The sequence below is a fragment of the Asanoa iriomotensis genome, assembly GCF_016862515.1.
GTDB lineage: Bacteria > Actinomycetota > Actinomycetes > Mycobacteriales > Micromonosporaceae > Asanoa > Asanoa iriomotensis.
In genome coordinates this window covers 1-25118 of the sequence record NZ_BONC01000057.1, presented here as the reverse complement: position 1 = coordinate 25118, position 25118 = coordinate 1, and the positions used below count along the sequence as shown (strand labels likewise).

At 70.2% G+C, this 25118-nt stretch carries 29 protein-coding genes and 1 riboswitch; of the genes, 12 read left to right on the top strand and 17 right to left on the bottom strand.

The window, feature by feature from the left end; genetic code table 11:
- Positions 1 to 56: 56 nt before the first annotated feature.
- Positions 57 to 2513, top strand: a complete 2457-nt coding sequence (locus Air01nite_RS30380) for a penicillin-binding protein (protein ID WP_203706778.1) — start codon at positions 57 to 59, stop codon at positions 2511 to 2513.
- A 90-nt stretch (positions 2514 to 2603) separates the two neighbouring features.
- On the opposite strand, the gene Air01nite_RS30375 is transcribed toward Air01nite_RS30380, so the two are convergent.
- The 4 genes from Air01nite_RS30375 to Air01nite_RS30360 are packed head-to-tail and all read right to left on the bottom strand — an operon-like array spanning position 2604 to position 5332.
- The gene (locus Air01nite_RS30375; protein WP_203706777.1) at positions 2604 to 3545 is read right to left on the bottom strand and encodes a thioredoxin family protein; all 942 of its coding nucleotides are present in this window, start codon (positions 3543 to 3545) and stop codon (positions 2604 to 2606) included.
- Positions 3546 to 3593: 48 nt separating this feature from the next.
- Positions 3594 to 4796 (bottom strand): epoxide hydrolase family protein, encoded by a 1203-nt coding sequence (locus Air01nite_RS30370; protein WP_203706776.1) that lies wholly within the window; start codon positions 4794 to 4796, stop codon positions 3594 to 3596.
- Positions 4797 to 4853: 57 nt separating this feature from the next.
- Positions 4854 to 5048: a hypothetical protein gene (locus tag Air01nite_RS30365; protein ID WP_203706775.1), complete on the bottom strand. Its 195-nt coding sequence runs from the start codon at positions 5046 to 5048 to the stop codon at positions 4854 to 4856.
- A gap of 2 nt (positions 5049 to 5050) precedes the next feature.
- Positions 5051 to 5332 (bottom strand): DUF6158 family protein, encoded by a 282-nt coding sequence (locus Air01nite_RS30360; RefSeq protein ID WP_203706774.1) that lies wholly within the window; start codon positions 5330 to 5332, stop codon positions 5051 to 5053.
- Between the two features lie 99 nt (positions 5333 to 5431).
- On the opposite strand from Air01nite_RS30360, the gene Air01nite_RS30355 reads away from it, so the two are divergent.
- Complete coding sequence (locus Air01nite_RS30355) at positions 5432 to 5911, top strand: hypothetical protein (RefSeq protein WP_203706773.1); 480 nt, start codon at positions 5432 to 5434, stop codon at positions 5909 to 5911.
- A gap of 21 nt (positions 5912 to 5932) precedes the next feature.
- Entirely contained in the window at positions 5933 to 6265 is a 333-nt protein-coding gene (locus Air01nite_RS30350) for a DUF3817 domain-containing protein (protein ID WP_203706772.1), read from the top strand.
- Here Air01nite_RS30350 and Air01nite_RS30345 read toward each other — a convergent pair.
- A complete protein-coding gene (locus tag Air01nite_RS30345; protein WP_239091072.1) occupies positions 6255 to 6428 on the bottom strand; it encodes a DUF397 domain-containing protein in 174 nt (57 codons plus the stop codon). The genes Air01nite_RS30350 and Air01nite_RS30345 overlap by 11 nt on opposite strands.
- A 264-nt stretch (positions 6429 to 6692) precedes the next feature.
- On the opposite strand from Air01nite_RS30345, the gene Air01nite_RS30340 reads away from it, so the two are divergent.
- The gene (locus Air01nite_RS30340; RefSeq protein ID WP_203706771.1) at positions 6693 to 6896 is read left to right on the top strand and encodes a DUF397 domain-containing protein; all 204 of its coding nucleotides are present in this window, start codon (positions 6693 to 6695) and stop codon (positions 6894 to 6896) included.
- Between the two features lie 179 nt (positions 6897 to 7075).
- Complete coding sequence (locus tag Air01nite_RS30335) at positions 7076 to 7936, top strand: helix-turn-helix domain-containing protein (RefSeq protein ID WP_203706770.1); 861 nt, start codon at positions 7076 to 7078, stop codon at positions 7934 to 7936.
- A gap of 85 nt (positions 7937 to 8021) precedes the next feature.
- Here the strand turns inward: Air01nite_RS30335 and Air01nite_RS30330 are convergent, their stop codons facing one another.
- The 7 genes from Air01nite_RS30330 to Air01nite_RS30300 all read right to left on the bottom strand — a co-directional run bounded on the left by Air01nite_RS30330 (position 8022) and on the right by Air01nite_RS30300 (position 15535).
- On the bottom strand, positions 8022 to 8519 hold the full coding sequence (locus tag Air01nite_RS30330; RefSeq protein WP_203706769.1) for a DUF6232 family protein: 498 nt from the start codon (positions 8517 to 8519) through the stop codon (positions 8022 to 8024).
- A 330-nt stretch (positions 8520 to 8849) separates the two neighbouring features.
- Positions 8850 to 10133 carry an ABC transporter substrate-binding protein gene (locus Air01nite_RS30325; RefSeq protein WP_203706768.1) on the bottom strand — a complete coding sequence of 428 codons (1284 nt, stop codon included), beginning with the start codon at positions 10131 to 10133 and terminating at the stop codon, positions 8850 to 8852.
- 9 nt (positions 10134 to 10142) lie between these two features.
- Complete coding sequence (locus tag Air01nite_RS30320) at positions 10143 to 11264, bottom strand: branched-chain amino acid ABC transporter permease (RefSeq protein ID WP_203706767.1); 1122 nt, start codon at positions 11262 to 11264, stop codon at positions 10143 to 10145.
- Positions 11261 to 12145, bottom strand: a complete 885-nt coding sequence (locus tag Air01nite_RS30315) for a branched-chain amino acid ABC transporter permease (protein WP_203706766.1) — start codon at positions 12143 to 12145, stop codon at positions 11261 to 11263. The genes Air01nite_RS30320 and Air01nite_RS30315 overlap by 4 nt, the downstream gene beginning before the upstream one ends.
- Positions 12142 to 14013, bottom strand: coding sequence for an AMP-dependent synthetase/ligase (locus Air01nite_RS30310; protein ID WP_203706765.1), 1872 nt, complete (start codon positions 14011 to 14013; stop codon positions 12142 to 12144). The genes Air01nite_RS30315 and Air01nite_RS30310 overlap by 4 nt, the downstream gene beginning before the upstream one ends.
- Positions 14010 to 14786, bottom strand: a complete 777-nt coding sequence (locus Air01nite_RS30305; protein ID WP_203706764.1) for an ABC transporter ATP-binding protein — start codon at positions 14784 to 14786, stop codon at positions 14010 to 14012. The genes Air01nite_RS30310 and Air01nite_RS30305 overlap by 4 nt, the downstream gene beginning before the upstream one ends.
- The gene (locus tag Air01nite_RS30300; RefSeq protein ID WP_203706803.1) at positions 14783 to 15535 is read right to left on the bottom strand and encodes an ABC transporter ATP-binding protein; all 753 of its coding nucleotides are present in this window, start codon (positions 15533 to 15535) and stop codon (positions 14783 to 14785) included. Before Air01nite_RS30300 ends, Air01nite_RS30305 begins: the two co-directional genes overlap by 4 nt.
- Before the next feature lie 383 nt (positions 15536 to 15918).
- A riboswitch (cyclic di-AMP (ydaO/yuaA leader) is annotated at positions 15919 to 16056 on the top strand.
- 6 nt (positions 16057 to 16062) lie between these two features.
- On the opposite strand from Air01nite_RS30300, the gene Air01nite_RS30295 reads away from it, so the two are divergent.
- Positions 16063 to 17019, top strand: coding sequence for a C40 family peptidase (locus Air01nite_RS30295; RefSeq protein WP_203706763.1), 957 nt, complete (start codon positions 16063 to 16065; stop codon positions 17017 to 17019).
- A gap of 146 nt (positions 17020 to 17165) precedes the next feature.
- Positions 17166 to 17633, top strand: a complete 468-nt coding sequence (locus tag Air01nite_RS30290; RefSeq protein ID WP_203706762.1) for a hypothetical protein — start codon at positions 17166 to 17168, stop codon at positions 17631 to 17633.
- 57 nt (positions 17634 to 17690) lie between these two features.
- Here Air01nite_RS30290 and Air01nite_RS30285 read toward each other — a convergent pair whose 3' ends face one another.
- The 4 genes from Air01nite_RS30285 to Air01nite_RS30270 form a co-directional block, all read right to left on the bottom strand.
- Positions 17691 to 18614 (bottom strand): sigma-70 family RNA polymerase sigma factor, encoded by a 924-nt coding sequence (locus tag Air01nite_RS30285; RefSeq protein WP_373310498.1) that lies wholly within the window; start codon positions 18612 to 18614, stop codon positions 17691 to 17693.
- A gap of 395 nt (positions 18615 to 19009) precedes the next feature.
- Entirely contained in the window at positions 19010 to 19921 is a 912-nt protein-coding gene (locus Air01nite_RS30280) for an N-acetylmuramic acid 6-phosphate etherase (RefSeq protein WP_239091065.1), read from the bottom strand.
- Complete coding sequence (locus Air01nite_RS30275; RefSeq protein WP_373310496.1) at positions 19918 to 20796, bottom strand: MurR/RpiR family transcriptional regulator; 879 nt, start codon at positions 20794 to 20796, stop codon at positions 19918 to 19920. Before Air01nite_RS30275 ends, Air01nite_RS30280 begins: the two co-directional genes overlap by 4 nt.
- A gap of 81 nt (positions 20797 to 20877) precedes the next feature.
- Positions 20878 to 21891: an NAD-dependent epimerase/dehydratase family protein gene (locus tag Air01nite_RS30270; RefSeq protein ID WP_203706759.1), complete on the bottom strand. Its 1014-nt coding sequence runs from the start codon at positions 21889 to 21891 to the stop codon at positions 20878 to 20880.
- 74 nt (positions 21892 to 21965) lie between these two features.
- Here Air01nite_RS30270 and Air01nite_RS30265 point away from each other — a divergent pair, with 74 nt between their 5' ends.
- The gene (locus Air01nite_RS30265; RefSeq protein WP_203706758.1) at positions 21966 to 22646 is read left to right on the top strand and encodes an SDR family NAD(P)-dependent oxidoreductase; all 681 of its coding nucleotides are present in this window, start codon (positions 21966 to 21968) and stop codon (positions 22644 to 22646) included.
- On the opposite strand, the gene Air01nite_RS30260 is transcribed toward Air01nite_RS30265, so the two are convergent.
- Positions 22576 to 23292 (bottom strand): dTMP kinase, encoded by a 717-nt coding sequence (locus tag Air01nite_RS30260; RefSeq protein WP_203706757.1) that lies wholly within the window; start codon positions 23290 to 23292, stop codon positions 22576 to 22578. The genes Air01nite_RS30265 and Air01nite_RS30260 overlap by 71 nt on opposite strands.
- 137 nt (positions 23293 to 23429) lie before the next feature.
- Here Air01nite_RS30260 and Air01nite_RS30255 point away from each other — a divergent pair, with 137 nt between their 5' ends.
- The 4 genes from Air01nite_RS30255 to Air01nite_RS41345 form a co-directional block, all read left to right on the top strand.
- Positions 23430 to 24008, top strand: coding sequence for a nucleotidyltransferase family protein (locus tag Air01nite_RS30255; RefSeq protein ID WP_203706756.1), 579 nt, complete (start codon positions 23430 to 23432; stop codon positions 24006 to 24008).
- Entirely contained in the window at positions 24005 to 24247 is a 243-nt protein-coding gene (locus tag Air01nite_RS30250) for a hypothetical protein (protein WP_203706755.1), read from the top strand. Before Air01nite_RS30255 ends, Air01nite_RS30250 begins: the two co-directional genes overlap by 4 nt.
- The gene (locus tag Air01nite_RS30245; protein ID WP_203706754.1) at positions 24244 to 24990 is read left to right on the top strand and encodes a metallophosphoesterase family protein; all 747 of its coding nucleotides are present in this window, start codon (positions 24244 to 24246) and stop codon (positions 24988 to 24990) included. Before Air01nite_RS30250 ends, Air01nite_RS30245 begins: the two co-directional genes overlap by 4 nt.
- A 5-nt stretch (positions 24991 to 24995) precedes the next feature.
- On the top strand, positions 24996 to 25118 hold a 123-nt coding region (locus Air01nite_RS41345), incomplete at its 3' end, for a GPGG-motif small membrane protein (protein ID WP_239091071.1).

Genomic DNA, 25118 nt, shown 5'->3' with positions numbered 1-25118 from the left:
CCGGAAGGGCGATTGACGCGTCTGGTCCAATACACGCCAAACAGCCCGGGGGTCCCATGCGCGCGCACGAAAACAGCCGGTTTCGGAACGTGGCCACACTGGCCGCGGTCGGTGTGTTATCCGGCGTGATCGTGGCGGCAGCGGCCTTCCCCCTGGCGGCGGCATCCGGGTTGATCGCCAAGGCGGGCGCGGTCTCCTTCGACGAGCTGCCGGCGAGCTTCACCGTCAAGCAGGCACCCCAGGCCACCCAGGTCTTCGCCCGCGACGGCCGGACCCAGCTGGCCACGTTCTTCGACGAGAACCGCAAGGACGTGACGCTCCAGGCGATCGCGCCGACCATGCCGCAGGCCCTGGTCGCGGCCGAGGACCAGTCGTTCTACAAGCACAACGGCGTCGACGTGCGTGGCCTGGCCCGGGCCGTGGTGGTCAACAAGACCACCGGGGCGCAGCAGGGCGGCTCGACCTTGGACATGCAGCTGGTCCGGATGCTGGCCACCTATGCCGCCACCGACCCCCAGCAGGTCGTCGAGGCGACCGAGAAGAGCACGAGCCGCAAGATCAAGGAAAGCCGGCAGGCCCTCGCGCTGGACAAGGAGCTGGGCAAGGACGGGGTGCTGGAGCGCTACCTCAACATGGCGCCGTTCGGGCACAGCACCTACGGCATCTACGCGGCGTCGATGTACTACTTCGGCAAGACGCCCGACAAGCTCAGCCTGTCGGAGTCGGCACTGCTGGCCGGCGTGATCCGGGCGCCCAGCGACTACGACCCGATGGACGAGGGCCTGCGCGCGCAGACCCTGGAGCGGCGCGACTGGGTGCTCGACCAGATGGTCAAGACCGGCGCGATCACCACGGCGCAGGCGACCGAGGCCAAGGCCGTCCAGCTCAAGTTCGTCGGCAAGACGCCGAGCAACGGCTGCACCGCGACCCGGCCCAACGACTACGGCTTCTTCTGCGACTACTTCCAGCGCTGGTGGCTCGCGCAGGAGACGTTCGGCAGCACCACCTACGACCGGGAGCGGCGGCTGCGCGGCGGCGGCTACCGGGTGGTCACCTCGCTCGACCCGGTAGTGCAGAAGGCCGCCCAGAAGAACGTGACCGACCAACTCGGCGTCAACAACAAGGAAGCGCTGATGGTGGCCGCGGTGGAGCCCGGCAGCGGCAAGGTGCGGGCCCTGGCGACCAACCGGACGTTCGGCATCGACAACCCGGCCAACCCGAAGAACAAGCCGCACAGCAACCCGAACGAAGCCGACCGCGGGGTGCGCGGCACGTACCCGATCACCACCAACCCGCTGATCACCGGTGGCGGCGGGGTCCGGGGCTACCAGGCGGGCTCGACCTTCAAGATCTTCGCGGCCGTGGCGGCGTTGCAGAAGGGCATGCCGATGGCCACGGAGATGAACGCGCCGCAGGTCTACCGGTCGGGCTACTACGCGCCGCAGGGCGAGCCGGGTAGCTGCTCCGACATCCCGCGCTACTGCCCGACCAACGACAACCCGGGCATGGCCGGCCGGCACGACATGTGGAGCGCTTTCGGGCGCTCGGTCAACACGTACTTCGTGCCGCTCGAGGAGCAGGCCGGCGCCTACAACACGATCCAGGCAGCCAAGGCGCTCGGCATCCGCTTCCTGGAGCCGACCGAGGCGGCGCACGCCGCCAACAAGGAGCAGGCCGACACCTGGGGCTCGTTCACGCTGGGCGTCTCGGCGACCACGCCGCTCGACCTGGCCAACGCGTACGCGACGCTGGCCGCCGACGGCAAGCACTGCGAGCCGACGCCGGTGGAGCAGATCGTCGACCCCGAAGGCGCCAAGATCGACGCCGGGGCGCCGCACTGCGACCAGGCCGTGCCCGTCGAGGTGGCGCGCGGCGCGATCGACATCGCCCGGTGCCCGGTCGGCGACCAGTCGGCGTTCGGCAAGTGCCGGGGCTCGACCGCGGGCGGCGTGCACGACGTGGTCGACCACCCGGTCGCCGGCAAGACGGGCACCACCGACAGCGACCGCACCGCCTCGCTGGTGGTCACCACGACGACGCTGGCGGTCGCCGGCATCATGGCGGACCCCGACTTCCCGGAAACGCCCGAGAACATGGACCACAACAAGATCAACCCGGCGGTGTACGAGACGCTGGCGGACGCGATGAAGGGCAAGCCGAAGGTCGACTTCCCGGCGCCGTCCCAGAAGACCGCGTACGGCAACCAGAAGTCGATCCCGGACGTGTCGTGCGCGTCGGTCGACACCGCGCGGACCCGCCTCCAGGAGGCCGGCTTCAACGTCAAGGTCGACAACGCCCCGGTGCCGTCGAACTGCCCGGCGGGTTCGGTCGCCTACAGCGACCCCAACGGCCGCAGCGCCGAGGGCGCGATCGTCACGCTGAAGATCAGCGGCGGCTCGCCGCCCCCGGCGAACCCGACCGACAACCCGAACGGCCGGACCGGCGGCCCCGGCCCCAACAACGACGCCCGCCCGCCCGACACCATCATCGGCCAACTCTTCGACGCCAACTGACGCGCCCTCGCCCGACGCGAAGCCGCCCGGCCCGCCGAGAGTTAGGAACGGACCGTTCCTATGCGGAAAGCGTTAACAACGGACCGTTCCTTAACCGAAGGTGAAGGCGTAACCTTCCGCGCCCGGTTCGTTGAACGTGATCTCCAGGATGCGTTCGGCGACCGGGCCCGGCTGGCGGATGAGCTGGTAGAGCCGGCCCTCCCGGAGCACCCCGACACCCTCGGCGTCCACGTCGACCCCGTGCGCCGCCCCGGGCTTGGCGCCGTCGAGGAACACCTGGAACGGGATCGGTCGCCCGGTCGGGTTGGCCAGCACGAGGTGGGCGTCCCGCGCCTGGAACCGGAACGCGATGCTGCCGCCCTCACCGTCCAGCCGGACCTTCTCCCGCTCGATCGTCCACTCGCCGTCCAGCGCCCACCGGTCCTGCGGCAGGTAGCCCGGGAACGCGTAGTCCCGCCGCTCGTCGAGCGCCGGCCCCGCGGACGCGAAGCCGCCACCCCGCCCGTACCCGAGATAGCTCTCGGGTGTCCGCAGCGTCTCCCAGTCGGCCTCCGCCTCCACGCCACCACCCTCGACCGCGCCCGTGACCAGCTCCCGGTCGAGGCCGAGCAGCCGCTGGACCGACCGCTCCGACTCGGCGTAGCGGCCCTCGCCGAACTGGTGGTCGCGGACCACGCCGTCCCCGTCGACCAGGTACAGCGCCGGCCAGAAATGGTTGTCGAAGGCCGTCCAGACCTCGTAGTCGTTGTCCACCGCGACCGCGTACTCGATCTCGCGCTCCTCGATCGCGTGCCGGACGAGATCGGTTTCGCGCTCGAAGGTGAACTCGGGCGTGTGCACGCCGACGACGACCAGCCCGTCGTCGCGGTAGGCGCGGTCCCAGGCCCGGACGTAGGGCTCGGTGCGCAGCCAGTTGATGCACGTCAGCGTCCAGAAGTCGACGAGCACCGCGCGGCCGGCGAGCTCACCTGGACCCAGCGGCTCGGAGTTGATCCACTCGGTCGCGCCGGTCAGCGTCGGCATGGCGGTCATCGCACACCCCCTTCTCGGGTTTTGCGCCGACCGAAGGTCCAGGCGCCTCTAGCGGACTGGCCGCAGGCCGTTGCGGACCTCGGCGGCGAACAGCTCGGGCTCCTGCCAGGCCGCGAAGTGGTTGCCGGCGTCGACCTCGTTGAAATAGACGAGGTTCGGGTACGCGCGCTCGGTCCACGATCTCGGCGCCTGGTACAGCTCGTGCGGGAACACGCTGACCGCGGCCGGCGTCAGCACGCCCTTGACGTCGAAGAAGCCGACCGGGCTCTCCCAGTAGAGGCGGGCCGACGAGATGCCCGTGTTGGTCAGCCACGCCAGCGTCACGTTGTCGAGGACCTCGTCCCGGCTGAGCATGCCGACGGGCTCCTTCTGCACGAACGCCGCCGAGATGTCTTCGTAGCTGCGCTGGTCGTGGTCGATCATCCAGGCCGCGAGCGCGACCGGCGAGTCGGCGAGCCCGTACAGCGTCTGCGGGTGCAGCGCCATCTCCAGCGCGTACCCGATGCCCTTGGTGTAAAGGAAGCTGAGCTGGTCGTAGGCCCGGCTCTCGTCGTCGGTGAGGTCGGTCGGCTTGGGCTCGCCCGAGCCGAGCACGTTCTGCGTCAGCACCCTGAAGACGTCCGGCGGCACCGTGCCGGGCATGTTGGTGTGCACGCCGATCAGCCCGTCGGGCGCCTGGGCACCCATGAGGTCCGTGATGATCGCGCCCCAGTCCCCGCCCTGCGCCGCGAACCGCTGGTAGCCGATGCGGTTCATCAGCGTCACCCAGGCCCGGGCGATGTGGTCGGGTCCCCAGCCGGTGCTCTCGGGGCGCCCGGAGAACCCGTACCCGGGAAGGGACGGCACCACCACGTGGAAGGCGTCCGAGGCGCTCGCGCCGTGCGTCTCGGGGTCCGTGAGCAGGTCGATGGTCTGGAGGAACTCGACGACCGAGCCGGGCCAGCCGTGGGTGAGGATCAGCGGCATCGCGTCCTCGTGCCGGGACCGCACGTGGATGAAGTGGATGTCCAGGCCGTCGATCTCGGTCATGAACTGGGGCAGCTCGTTGAGCCGCGCCTCGACCCGCCGCAGGTCGTAGTCCGAGGCCCAGTACCGCGCCAGCTCCTGCATGGTCTCGAGCTGTACCCCCTGGGTCAGGTCGGGTACGGTCTCCCGCTCGGGCCACCGGGCGTTGTCGATCCGGTCGCGCAGGTCCTCGAGATCGCGTGCTGGGATCGTGACGGTGAAGGGACGGACCTCGGCGGCGGACATGCGGCGGCTCCTCTCCGTTCCAGGCTCGCTGGAGGGATGGAGCGGGCCAGCATTTTGTTAGTTTCCCGAGTGATCGTGCGCTTCCAGGCCGGCCCAGCCGCGCGGGCTCTCCGGCTCGCCGCGCGCCCGGCCCTCGATGATCGACGGGTCGACGGCGGTGTCCTCGTGCTCGGTGGCGAAGTCGTCGGCCTCGCCGGTGTCGGCCGGGTCCGTGTCGCCGGGCGCCCGGCCGAGCGGCTCCCGTGCGCTCATGATCAGGCGACCCCGTCCCGCAGCCGGTGCGGGTCGACCTCGCGGCCCGGGTGCCGGGCCAGGTACTCGGTCTCCAGCTCGGCCGTGCGCCGCAGGTGGTTCGCGAGCGCCGGGTCCGAACCGTGCCGGAGCGTGTCGAGCCGGGTCCGGTGCAAGCTGTGCAGCTCGCGGATCACGTCGTCGTCGGAGAGTTCGCTCGGGTCGACACCGACGTCCTCGCCGACGACCGACACCGTCACGTCGACGGACTCGGTCGCCTCGCGGCGCCCAGAAGATTCGGTCATGGTTCGATACTGCCCATTTCCGGCGCTGGGTAACCAAGATTCGCCCCGACTACGACGCGCTGTCGGAGTGCTCAGCGGACGCCGGTACCCTCGTTCGACATGAGGCGTCTGGTCACCCCACCGATGATCGCGAAGCATGTGCTCGCGATCGCCCTGATCGGCGGTTTCCTCGCGCTGGGCTGGTGGCAGATCTCCCGGGCGTCGGCGGGCAACACGCTGAGCTGGGCGTACGCGATCGAATGGCCGGTTTTCGCGGGGTTCGTGGTTTTCATCTGGTACCGCGAGATCAAAGAGGCGCTCCGCCCGGCCGAAGCCGCCGGGGCCGCTGCGGCCGCCGCAGCCGCCGCTCCGGAACCGGCGCCGACCCCGGTCCGGCCGCCCGTGCTCGGCACGAAGGCGCCCAAGATGGGTTCCGGCTTCCGGCGCCCCGTGCTCGTGCCGCGCCGCGCCGCCGTGGCCACCGCCACACCCGCGCCCGACCCGACGCTCGACGAATACAACGACTATCTCGCCTGGCTCAACGCCAACCCGGGCGCCAAGGCGTCCCAGTACCCGGGCCGCCGCCGCGGTCCTGCTTGATCAGGAAGGATCCCCCGCACCATGCGCGCAGCCCTCACCCGCTACCGGATCATCGCGTACGTGGTCGGCGTCGTGCTGATCGTCCTCGTGGCGATCGGCATGCCGCTGAAGTACCTCGGCGACAACCCGACGATCGTCGAGACCGTCGGGCCGGCGCACGGCTTCCTCTACATGGTCTACCTGGTCGCGGTCTTCGACCTGGGCCGGCGGGCACGGTGGCCGCTCGGGCGCATGCTGCTGGTCATGCTGGCGGGCACGATCCCGTTCATCTCGTTCTATGCGGAGCGCAAGGTCGTCGGCTGGGCTCGGGCCGCGGCGGAGACCAGCGACGAGCCGGTGGCCGTCACCTCGTAGCGTCCGCCTTCAGGGCGACGCAGAGGGCCCGCCATGCTTCCGGGGGAAAGTGCAACACCGGGCCGCGCTGATTCCCCCGAACGAGCACGCCGTCGGCCGTAACCGCGACGTCGACACACTGGTTTGATTCGCAGTGACTGCTGCGACGCCAGTCGAGAGTCATTTCCATCAATGCAATCTCGCATAGCCCGGCGATGTTTGCGAAGAGTGACCGTGCCATGAGCGCGATCACTCACGGTGATTCACCTTTCATCTCTTGGTGATCTTGTTTATCAATGGGGTTAACACTTGGTTCCCGACCGGGCGATTCGGCTTCCATTGTGGACGTTCGGCCGCTAAGTTCCAATGCTGGCGCGGCCCTACGTGGCGTTCAAAAGGCCGCGCTCTTTTGGTGCCTTAATCAAGCCCCGAGCCTGCGGAGATCCGAATGTCCGACAGCAAGACAACCATGCCCGTTTTCCGCCGTAGCTCACGCTGCGAAGCGGTGAACTGCGCCGAAGTCGCTACGGTCGGTGACGGTGCGATCCTGCGCAACTCCACCGCACCCGACACCCGGCTGTTCTTCGACGCCGCCAACTGGCGCGGCTTCATCGCCGGCGTGGCGGCCGGAGAGTTCGACCTGCCCCGCTGAACATCGCGACAGTCCATTTCGGCACGCCGGCCGACCAGGCCGGCGTGCCGCACATATAGCGCTGGATAGATGGTTGGGGCCCATCGACGGGTGTACTCTTGGGCAAGGTGCAACCTGGCAAATCGCAACGTGCCACTTGGCCAGCCTGAGACGACATCTCCCCCCGACCGGAGGCGGGCGTGACGACGGTCCAAGGGCCCACCGCCAGCCGGCGTCGACTGCGCACGGCGCTGAGGGCCGCCCGGGAAAAAGCCGAACTGACCCAGGAATTCGTCGCCGAGGCGATGGACTGGTCGCTGAGCAAGCTGATCCGCATCGAAACAGGCCGGGTCAGCATCTCCACCAATGACGTCCGCGCGCTGCTCAGCCTCTACCGCATCGACGGTTCACCGGAAGCCGACGAGCTGATCGCGCTGGCCCGCGTCGCCCGGCAGAAGCCGTGGTGGCAGGACTCCCGGGCCGCGATCCCGGCCCACTACGCCCAATACATCGGCCTCGAGGTCGAGGCGTCGGCCATGCGCTGCTTCCAGTCCAGTGTGATCCCGGGCCTGGCGCAGACCAAGGACTATGCGCGCGCGGTGGTCACCAACCGCACCCCGGGCCAGATCCGCCCGGACGAGCTCGACACCCGGGTCGACGTCCGCATGCGCCGCAAGACCGAGATCCTGGGCCGCGACGAGCCCCCGGAGTTCGACATCATCCTCGACGAGGCGGTCCTCCGCCGCGCGATCGGCGGCGCCCACGTCCACCGGGAACAGCTCGAACACCTGGTCGCCCTGGCCGCCTCCCCCACGATCACGATCCAGGTGGTCCCGTTCTCCGCGGGGGCGATGACCGCCGCGGGCTCGTTCGTCATCCTCCAGTTCCCGGACGACGCCGACGACGACGTGGTCTACCTCGAGAGCGCGCTGCTGGAAAACTTCATCGAACGTCCGATGGAGACAGCCCCCTACCACTCCGAGTTCAAATGGCTGAGCTCGATCGCCCTCTCCCCCACCGACTCAACGTCCTTCATCGAAAAAGTCGCGGGCGAGCTGTAGGTCAAATGAAGGTCGCCGGCGAACCCTAGGGAGTTCGCCGGCGACCCGCGCCCGCCCGCCGTGCGGGCGCTCTATTCGGAAAGTCTCACCAGGGGTAGACGTTGACCAGGGGTGTCGAGGCCAGGCCGCCCATGCGGTCGACCTCCTGTGCGCGGAGCAGTGCCCGGGTGACCTGGCCGTATTCCCGCTCCTCGTCTGAGCTGAACAGCAGCACCGTCATGCCGCGGTAGTCGCCCCACAGCTCGTAGGCCCGCGGGCGCATCCGGTGTCCGAAGGACACCAGAGCGATCGGCACGAAGGCCGCCGCGCCTAGCAGAAGGAACGCCGTCGGGCTCAGGCGCGCGCCGCTGAAGCTCAGTGCGACGCCGACACTGCCCAGGACCGCGCCGCTGACCAGCACCGACCGCATCGTGAGCCGGTCGTGGGGGCCGCGGGCCGTGCGGAGGTTGGACAGGTCGCGGACCGGGAACCGCCGGCCGGCGACCACGAACGACTCACTGGTGACCAGGATGCCGGGCTGCCGGTAGAGCGGGGTGGGCGGTGGGCTGGCCGAGGTGATGGGCTGCGGGCGGGCTGTTTTCACGGGGTGCCTCCAGCAACTCCGTGCGGGCTGTGGTGACGTGCCGTTTCCCGATCGGCCTTCCGGTGAGGGCGAAGGCAGGTCGCGCTGAACCGCGGAGAGCCCGCTGACGTGCGGCGGAAAGCTCTACTGCCATTGTGCGAAACGCGAGCTAGTTGAGGGAAGTGCCGCAATCCGCCACCTGGCACTTCGGGATGCGGCGGGTGGGGGTGTGGCCAGGTCTTTACCCAGGTTGCGCCCGGTATGGCCGCGCGATCCTGTAGGCGGGACTCGGAAAATGCGACAAAGCGGCCGCCGCGTCCGGGGGACGCGACGGCCGCCGAGAGTGGAGCGTCAGAGCTGTTCGAAGCAGGGCTTGTCGAGGGTGAACGCCTTGGCCGTCGGGCCCTCGAACATGTCGCGCACCTTCGTCACGCCGGTGGGCGCGGTCGCGTCCACCTTGGAGATCTGGGTCTGCTTGAACGTGCCGCCGGGTCCACCGGCGAAGTTGCCCGCGCCGGCCGGCAGCATGCCCTCGTAGTCGACCGAGCTGAGCTGCTTGACCGCGGCCACCACGCCGGCCCGGGTCAGGTCACCGTTGGCGACGGCCTTCTCCAGGGCGGCCTTCACCGGGTACGACCAGACCCAACCGGAGGTGTACCCGTCGGACGGCGTCTTGCCGGGCAGCGCGTCCCGCATCGCCTTGTGGCCCGGTGAGTCGGTGCCCCACGAGCCCCACGGCCCGCTCTGCTCGTACAGCGCGGTCAGCGCCGGGCCCGCCGGGCTCTGCAGCAACGCCGGGTTCCAGGTCGGGCTGGTGCCGATGAAGCGGCCCTTGAAGCCCCGGGCCGCCGCGCCGCCGATCACCGCGGCCGCGTCGGCCGGGCCGGTGGTCAGGATGACCACGTCGGGCTGCTGCTGCAGGATCGCCCCGACCGCGCCGGCCTGCTTGTCGGTGCCGGTGTCGGTCTTCACGTCGGCGAACTCGAAGCCCAGCTTCTCGGAAGCGAGCTTCGCGCCCGCTGCGGCGTCGTCGCCGTAGTCACCGGCCAGGTGCACCGCCATGACCTTCTTGGGCTTGTAGACCTCGTTGGCGTAGTCGAGCGCGTTCATCGACTCGATGCAGTAGTTGGCACCGGACTCGATGATCACGTCCTCGAACGCATAAGCCGAGGTCCACGCCGCCGGCGAGCCGACCACGTTGCTGGCCTTCATGTCGGGCAGGATCGCCGCCGTCGTCGGCGAGCCCAGCGTCTGCGCCAGCGCCAGGATGTTGGGCTTGATCTCCTGGTACACCTGGTTGGTCACCTGCGGGTTGTACTTGTTGTCCCGGACATATTTGGTGACGTCGACCTCGTAGTCGCCGATCCCACCGTTGGAGTTGACCCGCTTCCAGAACGCCTTCTGGGCATCGGTGATCGGCACCGCCAACGCCCGGAACGGGCCCTCGGTGAGGTCGGAGATGATGCCGAGATAGATGCAGCCCTTGTCTTTGTTGACGGCCTCGGGGCAAGGCTCCGCCGTCACACCGACGTCGGTCTTGACGCCGGACTCACCGGTCTCCGTGTCGCTTCCGCGGCAGCCGCCGAGGGCGACCGCGAGGAGAACGACCGCGGCACCGGATGCCAGTCGTTTCATGCGCACCTCTTAGTAGGAGAAGGGCCAGGACTTCCAGTAGTTGCGCGCGCGGACCCACAGGCCGAAGAGCCCCCGCGGTTCGAAAATCAGGAAAACGATGATCAGGACGCCGTAGAGGATCGACTCGACCTGCAGCACATTGGGCACCTCGTTGGCGTCGGTGCTGATGAACGGTAGGAAGGCCTGCAGCTCGCGGATGATCCGCGGCAGCAGGGTGATGAAGAACGCCCCGGCGATCGCACCGGAGATGGTGCCGGCGCCGCCGATCAACACCATCGCGATGTACTGGACCGACAGCAGCAGGCTGAACGAGCTGGGTTCGATGAACCCCGTCACCGTGAACAGCAGCGCTCCCGCACAGCCGGCGTAGAAGGACGAGACCGCGAACGCGATCGTCTTGTAGCGGGCCAGGTTGACGCCGATCACGCCGGCCGCGATGTCGCGGTCGCGGATCGCCGTGAACGCCCGGCCGACCCGCGACCGGGCGAGGTTGCGCGCCGCCAGCGCGAACACCAGCAGCAGCCCGGCCATCAGCCAGAACAGCTTCTGGTCGCGGGTGGCCGACGCGGTCGTCTCGGTCAGCGACCAGCCGAAGACCTCGAGGGTCGGCGCGGGCCGGCCGACGCCGACGCCGCCGGTCACGCTCGACCACTCGTTGAAGATGTGCGCTCCGATGAAGACCAGGCCGAGCGTGACGATCGCCAGGTAGAGACCGCGCAGCCGGGTGGCCAGCGGCGCGACGATCACGCCGAACAGCCCGGCGACCAGGCCCGCGGCCGGCAACCAGACGAGCAGGTTGGTCACACCGAGGCCGAGGGTGCGGCCGTCGGGGTCACCGCTGATCACGGAGGCGGTGTACGCGCCGATGCCGAGGAAGAACGCGTGCCCGAGCGACACCTGGCCCGCATAGCCGGTGACCAGGCCGAGCCCGATCGCGCCGATCGCGGCGATGCAGCACGTCGCCAGCAGTTGCAGCTCGGCGTCGGCGAGCATGAACGGCAGCAGCGCCGTCACCGCGAGCAGCACGCCGAACGCCACCTTGCGGGTGGTCGTCGGGAACAGGCCCATCTCGCGGGAGTACGACGTGAACAGCAACGGCCTTCCGCGCGGGGCCTTGGTGGCAACCGTCATACCCGTTCGACCTCCCGGGTGCCGAACAGCCCGTAGGGGCGCACGAGCAGGACAAGCAGCATCAGCACGTACGGCGTGATCACCGAGACGTTGCCGCCGAGCCAGGGCGTGTGGTTCTGGTAGGTGGCGACCAGCTCCTGCGCGACGCCGACGGCCAGGCCGCCGACCACCGCGCCGGGCAGCGAGTCGAGCCCGCCGAGGATGATCACGGGAAGCGCGACCAGCGCGGTCAGCCAGAGCGTGCCGTCGAAGCTGCCGCCCGCGGCCGCGAACGTGCCGCCCACCGCGGCCAGCGCACCGGCCAGTGCCCAGCTCAGCGCGAACACCGCGCCGACCGAGACGCCCTGTGCGAGCGCGGCCTCCTGGTCGTCGGCCGCGGCCCGCATCGCGAGGCCCATCCGGGTGAACCGGAAGAACGCGAACAGCCCCGCCACCAGCACCGCCGCGCACAGGAACGCCGCGATGTGCCGGTGTTCGATGTGGACGTCGCCGATCACCAGAGTGCCCAGCCCCCACGGGTCGTGCACGTTGCGCACGTCGAGCCCGATGAAGATGTTGACCACGACCCGGATGGCCACGTCGACGCCGAGCGTGATGATCGCGACGACGAACGCCGGGCGGCCGATCATCGGGCGCACCGCGCCGCGCTCGATGCCGAGCCCGAGCAGCGCGGTGAGCAGGGCGGCCACCGGCAGCGCGCCCCAGAAGCCGAGCGGGACGGCGAGGTGGCTGACCAGCACGACGCCGGCGAGCATCAGGGCCGGCTGGGCGAAGCTGATCACCCGCGTCGCCTTGTAGATGATCACGAAACCGAGCGCGAGCAGCGCGTACACGCTTCCCACGCCGATCCCCCGCAAGAAGCCCTCGACGAAAGAGCTCATGCCGCTGCCTTCGCCTTGTAGATGTCGTCGACCAGGTCGCCGAACAGGTCGGCCACCGCGGAGCGGCGGACCTTCTGGGTCGCGGTCAGCTCGCCGTCCTCGTGGTCGAGCTCCTTGGGCAGCATCCGGAACTCGCGCACGTGCTCGACCGGGGCGTGCCGCCGGTTGACGTCGTCGACCACCGACTGCACCAGCGCGCGCACCTCGTCCTTGTCGGACAGGTCGCGGTAGGTGGTGTAGCCGACGCCACGGCGCTGCGCCCACTCGCCGACCGTGTCCCACTCGATGCCGATCAGCGCGGCCAGGAACGGCTTGCGATCGCCGAGCAGGATCGCCTCCTTGATGTACGGCGACGCCTTGAGCGCGTTCTCGATCTCGCTGGGCGCGATGTTCTTGCCGCCCGCGGTGATCATGATGTCCTTGGCCCGGTCCGTGATTCGCAGATGCGTGTGGCCGTCGCCGGACCACTCGCCGATGTCGCCGGTGCGCAGCCACCCGTCGTCGGTCCTGGCCCGCGCCGTCGCCGCCGGGTCGTTGAAGTAGCCGACGAACACGCCCGCGTGCCGGAGCTGGATCTCGCCGGTGGCCGGGTCGAGCCGCAGCTCGGTGTCGTCCTCGGCCTCGCCGACCGTGCCGAGCCGCACCCGCCGCGGCCGGTTGCCCGTCGCGATCGCCGAGCTCTCGGTCATGCCGTAGACCTCGTACATCGGCACGCCGATGCCCATGAAGAAGCGCAGCACGTCGGGCGCGATCGGCGCGGCGCCGGAAGCCGCGAACCGGACCCGGCCGATGCCGACCCGCTCGCGCAGGGCGCGGTAGAAGAAGAGCCAACCGGTCGCGTACGCGAGTCGGGTGCCGAACGTGTGCACCCCGCCGGTGCGCACCAGCGTGGCGCCGATCCGGTCGGCCACCCGCAGCCAGAGCCGGGCGTTGAGCCGCTTGACGGGCGACGCGTTGGCCAGCTTGATCTGCACCGTTGCCAGCATCTTCTCCCAGATGCGCGGCACGCCGAACAGGATCGTCGGCTGCACCTCGCGCAGGTTGGCCTGCACGGTGGCGATCGACTCGGCGAAGTTGACCTGGATGCCGGCGCCGGCGTTGAACCAGATCGTGAAGATCCGCTCGGCGACGTGGCACAGCGGCAGGTAGGACACCAGCAGGTCGCGCGGGCCCGGCGGGGCACCGGCGAAACCCCGGCCGGCACTGATCGTGCGCACCGCGAAGTCCACATTGGCCACCGACAGCATCGCGCCCTTGGGCGGACCGGTCGTGCCCGACGTGTAGATCAGCGTGGCGATGTCGTCGAGCGTCGTGGTCGCCATCAGGTCGTCGACCGCCTCGGCGTGCGCGGCCCGGTGCTCGCGGCCCAGCGCCAGCAGGTCGTCCCAGCCGAGCAGCGCCGGGTGGTCGTAGCGGTGCCGGATGCCGCGCGGCTCGAGGTAGATCACCCGCTCCAGGTCGGGGCACTCGCCGATCACCTCGAGCGCCTTGTCGACCTGCTCCTGGTCTTCGGCGACCAGCACCCTGGCGCCCGAGTGGGACAGCAGGTAACCGACCTCCGGTGCCGGGTTGGTCGGGTAGAGCCCGACGGTGGTCGCCCGGACCGCGACCGTGGCCACGTCGGTGAACAGCCACTCGGGCCGGTTGTCGGCGTGCACCGCGACCCGGTCGCCCGGCCGCACGCCGAGGGCGAGCAGGCCGTGCGCGACGGTCAGCGCCTGGTCCCAGTAGTCGGACCAGGTGTACTGCCGCCAGATGCCGTGGTGCTTCTCGCGCATCGCGACACCGTGTGGCGTCGCCGCGGCCCGGTCGCGGATCCGGGACGCGATCGTGGTCACCGTGTCGGTGCGGGTCGGTGCCAGCGTCATGCCCGATCCACCTCCCCCAGATAGGCGCGGATCACGTCGGGGTCGTGCTGGATCTCGGCCGGAGCGCCGGTCGCCACCGGGTGGCCGAAGTCGACCACCATCACCCGGTCGGCCAGGTCCATCACCAGGCCCATGTCGTGCTCGACGAGCACGATCGGGATGTCCAGCTCGTCGCGGATGTCGAGGATGTAGCGGGCCATGTCCTCGGTCTCCTCGACGTTCATGCCGCCGACCGGCTCGTCGAGGAGGAGCAGCTTGGGCTCCATCGCCAGGGCCCGGCCGAGCTCGACGCGCTTCTGCACGCCGTAGGGCAGCAGGCCGACCGGCAGCCGGCGCCACTGCTCGAGCTCCAGGAAGTCGATGATGTCCTCGACCCGCGCGCGCGCCGCGACTTCGGCCCGCCGGGCCTTGCCGAGCCAGGCGAGGGCCGCCAGCGTCCCGTACCCGATGTGGTGGTGTCGTCCGAGCATCAGGTTGTCGAGGACCGTGAGGTTCGCGAACAGCTCGACGTTCTGGAAGGTGCGGGCCATGCCGCGGGCCGCGATCTGGTGCGGGCGGCGACCGATCAGGTCGGCGCCGTCGAAGACGACCCGGCCGCGCTGCGGGCGGTAGACGCCGGAGAGCACGTTGAAGATCGACGTCTTGCCGGCGCCGTTGGGCCCGATGATGGCGAACAGCTCGCGCTCGCCGACCGTGAAGCTGATGCCGTCGATCGCCTTCACACCGGCGAAGCTCAGGTGCACGTCCTCGAAGGCCAGGATATCGCCGCTCATGACAACCACCGCTTGCGCCGTTTGTAGTGCTTGACGTCGCGGAACGAGCGGCGCGCGGCGCCCGTGTCGGCGGCGCCGAGGCCCAGGTAGAACTCGCGCACGTCGTCGTCGGCCAGCAGCCGGTCGGCGGGCTTGTCGAGGACGACCTTGCCGGTCTCGAGCACGTACCCGTGGCTCGCGATCGACAGCGCCATCGCCGCGTTCTGCTCGACCAGCAGCACCGCGGTGCCCGACTTGTTGATCTCGACGATGATCTCGCGGACCTGGTCGACCAGGCGGGGCGCGAGGCCGAGGCTCGGCTCGTCGAGCAGCAGGTAGCGGGGTTTCGCCATCAGCGCCCGCCCCATCGCGAGCATCTGCTGCTCACCCCCGGACAGGTAGCCGGCCAGCTTCCGGCGGCGGTCCTTGAGCACCGGGAACAGGCCGTAGACGTGGTCGAGCCGCTCGCCGACGGCGCCGGCGTTGGTGTGGCCGCCGACGCGGAGGTTGTCCTCCACGCTCAGCTCGCCGAAGATGCGGCGGCCCTCCATGACCTGGCTGACACCGCGCCGCACGATGGCGGCCGGCCGCAGGCCGTGGATCGGGTCGCCGTCGAGGGTCACCGAGCCCTTCGTCACCGCGCCGTCGTGGACGTCGAGGAGGCCGGTCAGGGCCCGCAGCAGGGTCGTCTTGCCCGCGCCGTTGGCGCCGAGCAGGGCGACGACGGCGCCGCTCGGGAGGTCGAGCGAGACACCGCGTAAGACAAGCATCACGTCGTCGTAGACGACCTCGAGATTTCGGACTTGCAGCACCGGGGCGCCCCACTTTGTGCGTCTGGATGCGTGTGAGTGTGGTGTGGGTCACAAGGTGAAACACATTTAACTACGTAGTAACCGACCGTCGCTAGAGCCGGGCCCAAGATTTTTGCACTGCCAATGAAATTTCTTTGCCCGCAGGTGTGAGCTGTCCTGCTTTCGGTGCGGATCATTCGGCTGATAAAGGGCGGATAACCCCTGAGACGCTTTGTGCGGGTGGGGTGCGGGGTTACGGTGAGGCGCCGGTGAGGTTCCTCAAGCCATCCCCCCGGATGGCACCCCGCCGGTGCCGCCGAATCGCCGGCCCGCGCCGCGCCCGGTCCTAGCCGAGCGCCCCGCAACGACGACTGCCTGGCCACATGGCGAATCGGGGACCCAACCGAGCACTGGGGTGAATCCGCGCGCGTGGCGCGCGGTAGGGCGTCCTTCTCGTCCGAACCCGTCAGCTAACCCGGTAGGCGGCCGCGAAGAAGGGTCTGCCCTTGTCGTCAGCACGGATGTCGCTGCGTGCGCTCGTGCTGGTCGCCATGGCGGTGGTCGTTGCCGTGCCCGCGGGCGCGGCGTCGGCGGAACCGTCGGCCAGTGAGCTCACCACCAAAATCAACAGGTCGTCTGCCGAGCTGGAGAAGGTCGTCGAGGCCTACAACAAGCTCAACGAGGAGACGAAGGCAACCAAGGCGGAAGCGGGCAAGGTGCAAGGTCGCCTCGCTCCGCTGCAGCAGCAGCTCGACGCGGCGCAGGCCGAGGTCGGGGACATCGCGGTCGCGGCCTACCAGACCGGTCGGCTCGGCACCGCCGGCGCCCTGCTGGGTGACAGCTCAGGGTTGCTGGACCGGATGTCGGCGCTGGACGCGCTCGCCCGGGAACGTCAGACGCAGATCGACGCGTTCCAGGCCACCCGGGAACAGCTGACCGCCGACCAGCAGCGCCTGGCCACCGCGCGGGCCCAGCAGGACGCGCAGGCCAAGGAGCTCCAGGCCCGCAAGAAGAAGATCCAGGCAGACCTCGACAAGTTGTACGACCTGCGCAAGCAGGCCTACGGCTCGTCGACGTCGAGCGGGTCCGCGTACAGCGGGAAGATCCCGTCGGTGTCCGGCAAGGCGGGCGTGGCGGTCCGGTACGCGTACAACGCGATCGGCACGCCGTACGTCTGGGCGGCCGAGGGTCCGAACGGTTACGACTGCTCGGGCCTGACCCTGGCGGCCTGGCGCGCGGCGGGCAAGAGTCTGCCGCACAACGCCGCGATGCAATGGGACCAGGTCGCGCACATCTCCCGCAGCGAGCTCGCTCCGGGTGACCTGGTCTTCTACAGCGGGCTGGGGCACGTCGCCCTGTACGTCGGCGGCGGCCAGGTGATCCACGCACCCACCTTCGGCGAGTCGGTCAAGCTGGCGTCGGTCACCATGATGACGCCCTACGGCTACGGCCGAGTGCGCTGATCCTCGGCAGGCCCCGGCAGGCGGACCGGTTCGGTCCCCCGGCCGGGGCCGGTCCGTAACCGGCGGGCTGCGCTGGTCGTTGCGCGATCGACCGGCCGGGGCGAGGGACGGGGGCACCCGGCGGCAGTCATCGCAAGGAGGCCACCGTGCTCGACGACCTACAGACCGCGCCGGAGGACGACCCTGAGGCCAAGACCCGGCGAACCAGGCGGGCCGCGCTGGTGATCGGCGGTGGGGCCGTGCTCATGCTGGTGGCCCTCGGCGTCGCCGCGGTGACGCTGGCACCCTCCGGCAGTGCGCCGGCGGGACCCTCGACGGACCTCCTCGCGCAGTCGCAGCGCGTGTGCGACGCCGACGGCCAGGGCACGAAGGTGCAGGACAACGGCGCGACGCTCGTCGTCGACAACACCGGCACCAAGGACACGAGCGGGGTCAGCCTGACCGGGCTCGAGTGCATCCTCGAGGAGACGAAGGTGCCCGAGGACATCAAGCAGCGGATGTTCAGCACCCGGACCCGCGACGGGAAGGTCGAGGGCACCTGGCCGGGCTTCCGCGCCACCTGGACCTACGACCCCGCACAGGGGCTCGACTTCACCATCACCCGGACGGCGTAGACATACAGAAACGGCTGGCGTCCCCCTACCGGACGCCAGCCGTTTCGATGAATTGTGTTACGCGGCCTGCAGGCCCTCCGCGCGGGCCAGCTCGCGCAGCCGGCCGAGCGCCTGGATCTCGAGCTGCCGGATCCGCTCCCGGGAGAGCGAGAACCGGGACGCGACCTCGGTCAGCGAGTGCTCGCGGCCGTCCTCGAGGCCGTACCGCGCCCGCATGATGCCGGCCGACCGGTCGTCGAGGTGGTTGAGCAGGCTCTCGATGCGCTGCCGCTCGAGCGTCGAGAGGACGACGTCCTCCGGCGACGGCGCGTCGTTGTCGGCGACCAGGTCACCGAGGTTGGTGTCGCCGTCGTCGCCGACCGGGGTGTCCAGCGACACCGTGTCCTGCGACCAGCGGACCAGCTCGTGCACCCGCTCCACCGGCACGCCCAGGGCCGCCGCGATCTGCTCCGGCTCGGGGTCGGAGCCGAGCTCGCGGGTCAGCTGGCGGGCGACGTTGCGCATCCGGTTGACGTCCTCGACGAGGTGCACCGGCAGCCGCACCGTGCGCTCCTGCTGTGCGATCGCCCGGCTGATCGCCTGGCGGATCCACCAGGTCGCGTAGGTGGAGAACTTGAAGCCGCGCTCGTAGTCGAACTTCTCGACCGCGCGGACCAGGCCCGTGTTGCCTTCCTGGATCAGGTCGAGCATCGGCATGCCGGACCGCACGTAGCGCCGTGCGATCGACACGACCAGCCGCAGGTTGGCGCGGATGAACAGGTCCTTGGCCCGGTCACCCTCGACGACCAGCCGCTCGAGCTCTTCGCGCTCGACGCCGGAAGGAATCTTGTCCTCGTCGAGAAGGTGTTCCGCGTAGAGGCCGGCCTCGATCGACTTGGAGAGCTCCACCTCCCGGGCCGCGTCGAGCAACGGCGTGCGGGAGATCTCGTGCAGGTAGACGCCGACCAGGTCGCGCTCTTCGGCGACCTCGTCCGTGCGCATCACGATGTTGTTCTCCACGTTGCCCACTGTCCCCTCGGTAACCCCAACGTTCTCGTGCTTCACACCGACCTGCCTCTCCCCGGTAACTCGTGAGATGCCTCATCGGTGCTGACACCTACACAACAGTTGAGACGCTCCGGGGATTCCGTCTTGCGAGTCGAAACTGTCACGAATGCCTGAGTAGTTCCTGAGAGTGAGTGTCATATTCACTCTGCTAGCTCTCAGGGTTCTGAGATCGCGTCGCGGGCCCACCCCCGTTGGCCGTCCGCGCGCCGTATTTATCACACCATTTCCGACTGTTCTTCCGCAGCGACGTAGACCACTGCTCCGATGGGATTCGCGTCACTGCGTAGTGACACGCACCACAGAGCGCCATGGTTCACTCGAAGAACACCTCAGGCGAGCAGCGCGAGCGCGTCCCTCACCTGTTGTTGGGAACGCGCGAGGGCGGCGCGTGCTTCCGGGACGGCTGCGCCTGAGACCAGCGACACCAGAGCCGTCTTGAGATCGCCGTCCGCGGCCGTCAGGGCGCGCGTGCAGTCGGCTGCCGGGCATCCGGTCGCCTCGACCAGGATCGAGATCATCCGGCCGCGCAGCTTCGCGTTGGTCGCCGACATGTCGATCATCAGGTTTGAGTAGACGCGGCCGAGCCGCACCATCACGGTCGTCGAGAACGCGTGCAGCACCAGCTTCTGGGCGCTGGCCGCCTTCATCCGGGTCGAGCCGGTGACCACCTCGGGACCCGTGTCGAGCCCGATGAACAGGTCGACGTCGGCCTGGGCGGCCGCATCCGGGTCCGCCGCGACCAGCGCGGTGCGCGCACCCAGCGCCGCAGACGCGCGCAACGCGCCCAGCACGTAGGGCGTGCGGCCCGAGGCCGCCAGGCCGACCACCAGGTCGAACGGCCGCACGCAGGAACGGGCCTCTTCGGCGCCCGCGGCCACGTCGTCCTCGGCATCCTCGACCGCGCCCCACATCGCGTCGCGACCGCCGGCGAGGTGCGGGCAGAACCAGTCGACCGGCGAGCCGAACGTCGGCGGCAGCTCGGCGGCGTCGACCACGCCGACCCGGCCGGACGTGCCGGCGCCGAAGTAGTGCACCCGGCGGCCGGCCCGCAGCGCCTCGACCGCCAGGTCGACGGCCGCCTCGACCGCGTCGAGCACGCCGGCGACCACACCGGGCACGGTCTGGTCCGCGTCGTTGATGAGCTGCAACACCTCGCGGGTCGGCAGCAGGTCGAGGTCGTACGAGGCCGGGTTGCGCCGCTCGGTGGGCGCCACGACCCGGACCACCTCGGGACCGCTCACCCGCGCCGCCGCACGACCCGGCGGGAGCGCACCGCTTCGGCGGTGACCTCCAGCGCCTTTCTCGCCTTGGCCCGGTTGCGGGCCGCGACACCGACGAAGAGGCAGTCGACGACGGTGAGCTGGGCCAGCCGGCTGGCGGTGGCGCCGGAACGGTAGGTGGTCTCGCGGGCCGCGGTGGTCAGCACGTGGTCGGCCACGTCGGCGATCGGCGAGCGCGGGAAGTTGGTCAGGGCGACCGTGGTGGCGCCGCGGGAGCGGGCCACCTCGAGCACGTCGAGCACGTCGCCGGTGGTGCCGGTGTGCGAGATGCCGATCGCCACGTCGCCCTTGCCGAGCAGCGCGGCCGAGGTCAGCGCCGAGTGCACGTCGGGCCAGTAGTAGGCGGTGCGGCCGATCCGGTGCAGCTTTTGCTGGAAGTCGGAGGCGACGAAGCCGCTCGCGCCGGCGCCGTAGATCTCGATGCGGCTCGCGCCGTTGAGCGCCTCGACGACCGCCTCGCAGACCTCGGGGTCGAGCTGCTGCGCGGTCTCCTCGACCGCGCGAGCGTCGTTGAACGCGATCGTGGCGATGATCTGGGTGAAGTCGGCGCCCGGCGGGATGTCGCCGCCGACCACGCGGGCGTCCGGCGGCTCGACCCGGCGGGCGGCCTCGGCTGCGAGCCGGATCCGCAGCTGCGGGTAGCCTTCGAGGCCGACGGACCGGCAGAACCGGATCACCGTCGCCTCGGAGGTCTCCGCCGCCGTCGCCAGGTCGGTGATGGTCCGCCGGGCCGCGTCGGCGGGATCGGCCACGACGAGCCGCGCGACCCGTTGCTCGGCCGGAGACAGCGCCGGGAGCAGACCGCTGATCTGGACGATCAGGCCCGGCTCGGGCATCGCAGAAACCTTCGCTGTCTTCGCCACGCATGAAACTTACTTTCACGCGCCGAGCGCCGTCAACTACCCGAAATCAGGGTGTCAGACCGACCGGACGTGCCACTCCCGCAGCACGGATGCCTCGTCGTCGGCGACCAGCCCGCCGGCCTTCACGTCCTGCGGAAACGCTTGCATCCAGTCGGCCGTACGCAGGGCGGTGTCGGCAATCGGACGGGCCGTCAGACCGGCATCCACCGAGCGGGCCGTGTCGCGGGTCATGAACCCGGCGTACTCGGGCAAGGGCAGCCAGAGCGGCAGGGCCCGCTCGCCCGACCAGGGCCGCACGTCCTGCTCGACCAGGAACTCCTGGTCGACCCAGGTGAGCGTCGTGCCGTCGGGCGCCAGCGCGTCCCGCAGCTCCGTCAGGAAACGCGAACGCGGCATCGGCAGACCCGCGCCGTCGTACGCGCCCGCGAGTCCCGTGGTGCCGGCGAGCAGCAGCCATTCGGCCAGGTCGTCCACGTCGACGAACGACACCAGATCGTCGGGCGAGCCGGGCGCCAGCACCTCGCCGCCCCGGCGCATCCGCGCGACCCAGTACGGGAACCGGTCGCTGCGGTCCTCGGGACCGACGATCAGCCCGGCCCGGCAGAGGAACACCCGGTCGGCGCCGATCCCGTCCCGGATCGCGTTCTCGGCGGCCACCTTGCACGGCCCGTACATGTCCATCTGTCCGTCGCGCGGGTTGTCGACCTCCGGCGGTGCCGGGTCGTGCAGCTTGGCGGTGTCGGCGCGCTGCCCCGGCGTGGCGTCGTCGGGATAGACGTTGCAGGTCGACACGAACGAGTAGTGCCCGACGCGGCCGGCCAGCGCGGCGACCGCGTGCCGGGCGTGGCTGGGCCGGATCGTGACGTCCACCACCGCGTCGAACGTCTCACCATCCACTGCGGACAGACCGTCGGGTCGGTCCCGGTCGCCGGTGACGAACCGCACGCCGTCGATCGCGCCGCCGGATTCGCCGCGGGCCAGGCAGGTCACGTCGTGGCCGGCCGCCTGCGCGAGCCGGGCCACCGCACGACCGAGGAAGACCGTTCCACCGAGTACGAGAAGTCGCATCGCCCGATCATCCAAGGGGCGTGGCGCGCCGCAACAGGGGCTTTCACTGACAGCGGAACCGTTACGGTGAGGCCATGAGCGGTCGGACGGTGATTGTGACCGGCGCACACGGCGGCCTCGGAGGCGCCGTGGTCGACGAGTTCGTCGGCCACGGGTGGCGGGTGGTCGCCCCGGTGCGCAGCCCGATGGAGACGGGCCGCACCGAGGTTCTCGAGGTGGCCGCGGACCTCACCGACCCGGCCGCGGTGTCCGCCGCGGTCGACGTCGCCTCCGGCGATCCGGACGCGCCGTTGCGCGCGGTGGTCAACCTCGTCGGCGGGTACGGCGGCGGCACGCTCGTGCACGAGACCCCGGTCGAGGAGGTCGAGCGACTGCTGTCGCTCAACGTCCGGCCCACGTTCCTGGTCACCTCGGCCGCACTTCCGCACCTGCTCCGCGAGGGCGGTGCGGTGGTCTGCCTCTCGGCCCGCGCGGCGCTCGCCCCGTTCGCCACCGGCAGCGCGTACGCGCTCTCGAAAGCCGCCGTGCTCGCGCTCTCGAACGGGATCGCGGCGGACTACAAGAACCGCGGCGTGCGCTGCAACGCGGTGCTGCCGAGCGTGATCGACACGCCGTTCAACCGCCGGGAGTCGCCGGACGCCGACTTCACCAAGTGGGTGAAGCCCGCCGAGATCGCGCCGGTGATCAGGTTCCTGGCGAGCGACGAGTCGGCGCCGACGAGCGGTGCGGCGATTCCGGTGTACGGGCGGGCGTGACGTCACCGTCCGGGTCCAGGTCCGGCGGCAGGTGCAGCGGCGGCAGCCAGGGTTTCAGCGCCGCCAGCACCGCGGTGGTCACCTCGTCCGGCGCGCCGCCGGCGTCAACCACGACGAACCCCGGTGACTCCGGCAGCGAGCGGAAGGCGGCGTCGGCCGCGGCCAGATATTCGAGGCTCTCGTGGTCGGTGCCGCGGTCCTCGATCCGGCGGTACGCGTCGCGCGGGTCGACGGCCAGCAGCACGGTCACGTCCGGCGCCGCGAACAGCCCGTAGGCCAGCCGGGCGAACCGCTCGCCCCGGCCGCCGGCGTGCGCGCGGATGCTCACGTACTGGTCGACCGCGTGCCGGTCCATCACCGCGAGGTCGCGGGCGAACCGCGAGCGCAGGTGGGTGCGGGCGATCGCGAGCCACCGCAGCACCGACTCGACCAGCAGCATGCCGCGGCGGCCGAACAGCGCCGGACCGTCGGCCAGGCCGAACCGGCGGGCGAAGTGGCCGAACCAGGCCCGGCCGCCGGCGTTCTGCCGGTAGGTGGCGGGCAGGCCGGCGTCCGACAGCACGGCCGCCAGCCGGTTGGCCTGGGTGGTTTTGCCCGACCCGTCGATGCCCACCAGCGCGACCGTGCGCAGCCGCTCAACCGCCATGCCGGACAACGGTAGCGGTCCCGGGCACGCTGGCCCGCACTAACGGGATGAACTGGGTGGAATCACCCCCGTTACAGGTGTGAGGCCCTGGACCCACGGGTACGGGGATGGTTCCTGACACGACGGGAGATGGCGATATGGCATCGCACGGGGACGATTCGCTGCTGCTGACCCTCAAGCGGGTCGCGGCCGTCCTCAAGCAGACGGAGATACCGTTCGCGCTGGCCGGCAGCTTCGCCGTGTACGCGCACGGCGGCCACTCCAGCGACCACGACGTCGACTTCCTGATCAAGGAGGAGGACGCCGAGCGGGCGCTGGCAGCCCTGGTCGAGGCGGGCTTCACGGCCGAGCGGCCGCCCGAGGACTGGCTGGTCAAGGTCTACGACGAGGACGGTCACCTGGTCGACCTGATCCACCGGCCGATCGAGAGCCCGGTGACCGACGAGACGTTCGGCGACACCGTGACCCGCACGGTCGACGCGATCCAGATGCCGGTGCTCTCCGCGACCGGGCTGATGGTGCACAAGCTGCTCAGCTTCTCCCAGCACTACTGCGACTTCGCCCGCGGCCTGCCGCTGGCCCGGTCCCTGCGCGAGCAGATCGACTGGGACCGGGTGCGCAAGGAGACCGCGCAGTCGCCGTACGCGGAGGCGTTCCTGGTTTTGCTGGACCGCCTCGACGTCGTGCCCTACCCCGGTTACCGGAGGGACTCATGAACGACTACACGGAGGCCGAGGTGCAGCGCGCGCTGGCCGAGGATCTCGGCGTCGCGGAGCAGGGCATCACCGTGGTCCGCACCGAGCCGGGCCTGGTGCTCTGCGGCGAGGTGGAGAGCCCGCACCGGCGGGACGAGATCGTGCGCCTGGTGCACGAACGCTTCCCCGGCATCGAGATCGCGGCCGACATCGGGGTGACCCGCGCGGCCGCGCCGACCGAGGCGGAGGAGCTCGCGTGATCAGGATCGCTGCCGTCGGCGACGTCCACATCGACCGCGACGTGCTGGGCCGGTTCCGGCCGGCGCTGGAGGAGTTGCCCGAGCACGCCGACGTGCTGCTGCTCGCCGGCGACCTGACGCGGCACGGCACGGAGGCGGAGGCCAAGTGCGTGGCGACGGAGTTCGGCGGGCTCGGCGTACCCGTGATCGCCGTGCTCGGCAACCACGACCACCACTGCGACGAGGTGCCCGGCGTGCTGGCCGCGTTGGGCGACGCCGGCATCACGGTGCTGGAAGGCGACAGCACCGTGGTCCGGGTCGACGGCGTGCGGTTGGGCGTGGCCGGGGTCAAGGGCTTCGGTGGCGGCTTCGCGGGCCGCTGCGCGAGCGAGTTCGGCGAGCCGGAGATGAAGGCGTTCGTGCGCACCACGGGCGCGGTCGCCGAGCGGCTCGGCGCCGCGCTGCGCGACCTGGACTGCGACGTGCGGGTGGCACTGACCCACTACTCCCCCGTGCCGGACACGCTGGCCGGCGAGCCGCTGGAGATCTACCCGTTCCTCGGGTCCTATCTGCTCGGTCAGGCCATCGACTCGGCGCCGACCGCGCTGGCGGTGCACGGGCACGCGCACCACGGCAGCGAGCGCGGGCGCACGCCCGGCGGCGTGCGGGTGCGCAACGTGGCCCACCCCGTCATCAAACAGGCGTACAGCGTGTTCAACCTCGCGGCCGACAACGTTTCTTCTTCGGCGGCATCGGGTATTTGATCAGCATGGACCTACTTCTCTGGATCCTCGCAGTGATCCTCGTCGTCGCCGGCATCTTCGCGCTGTTCCGGCGGCAGCTCCTCTGGGGCATCGTGCTCATCATCGTCGGCCTGCTGGTCGGCCCCGGC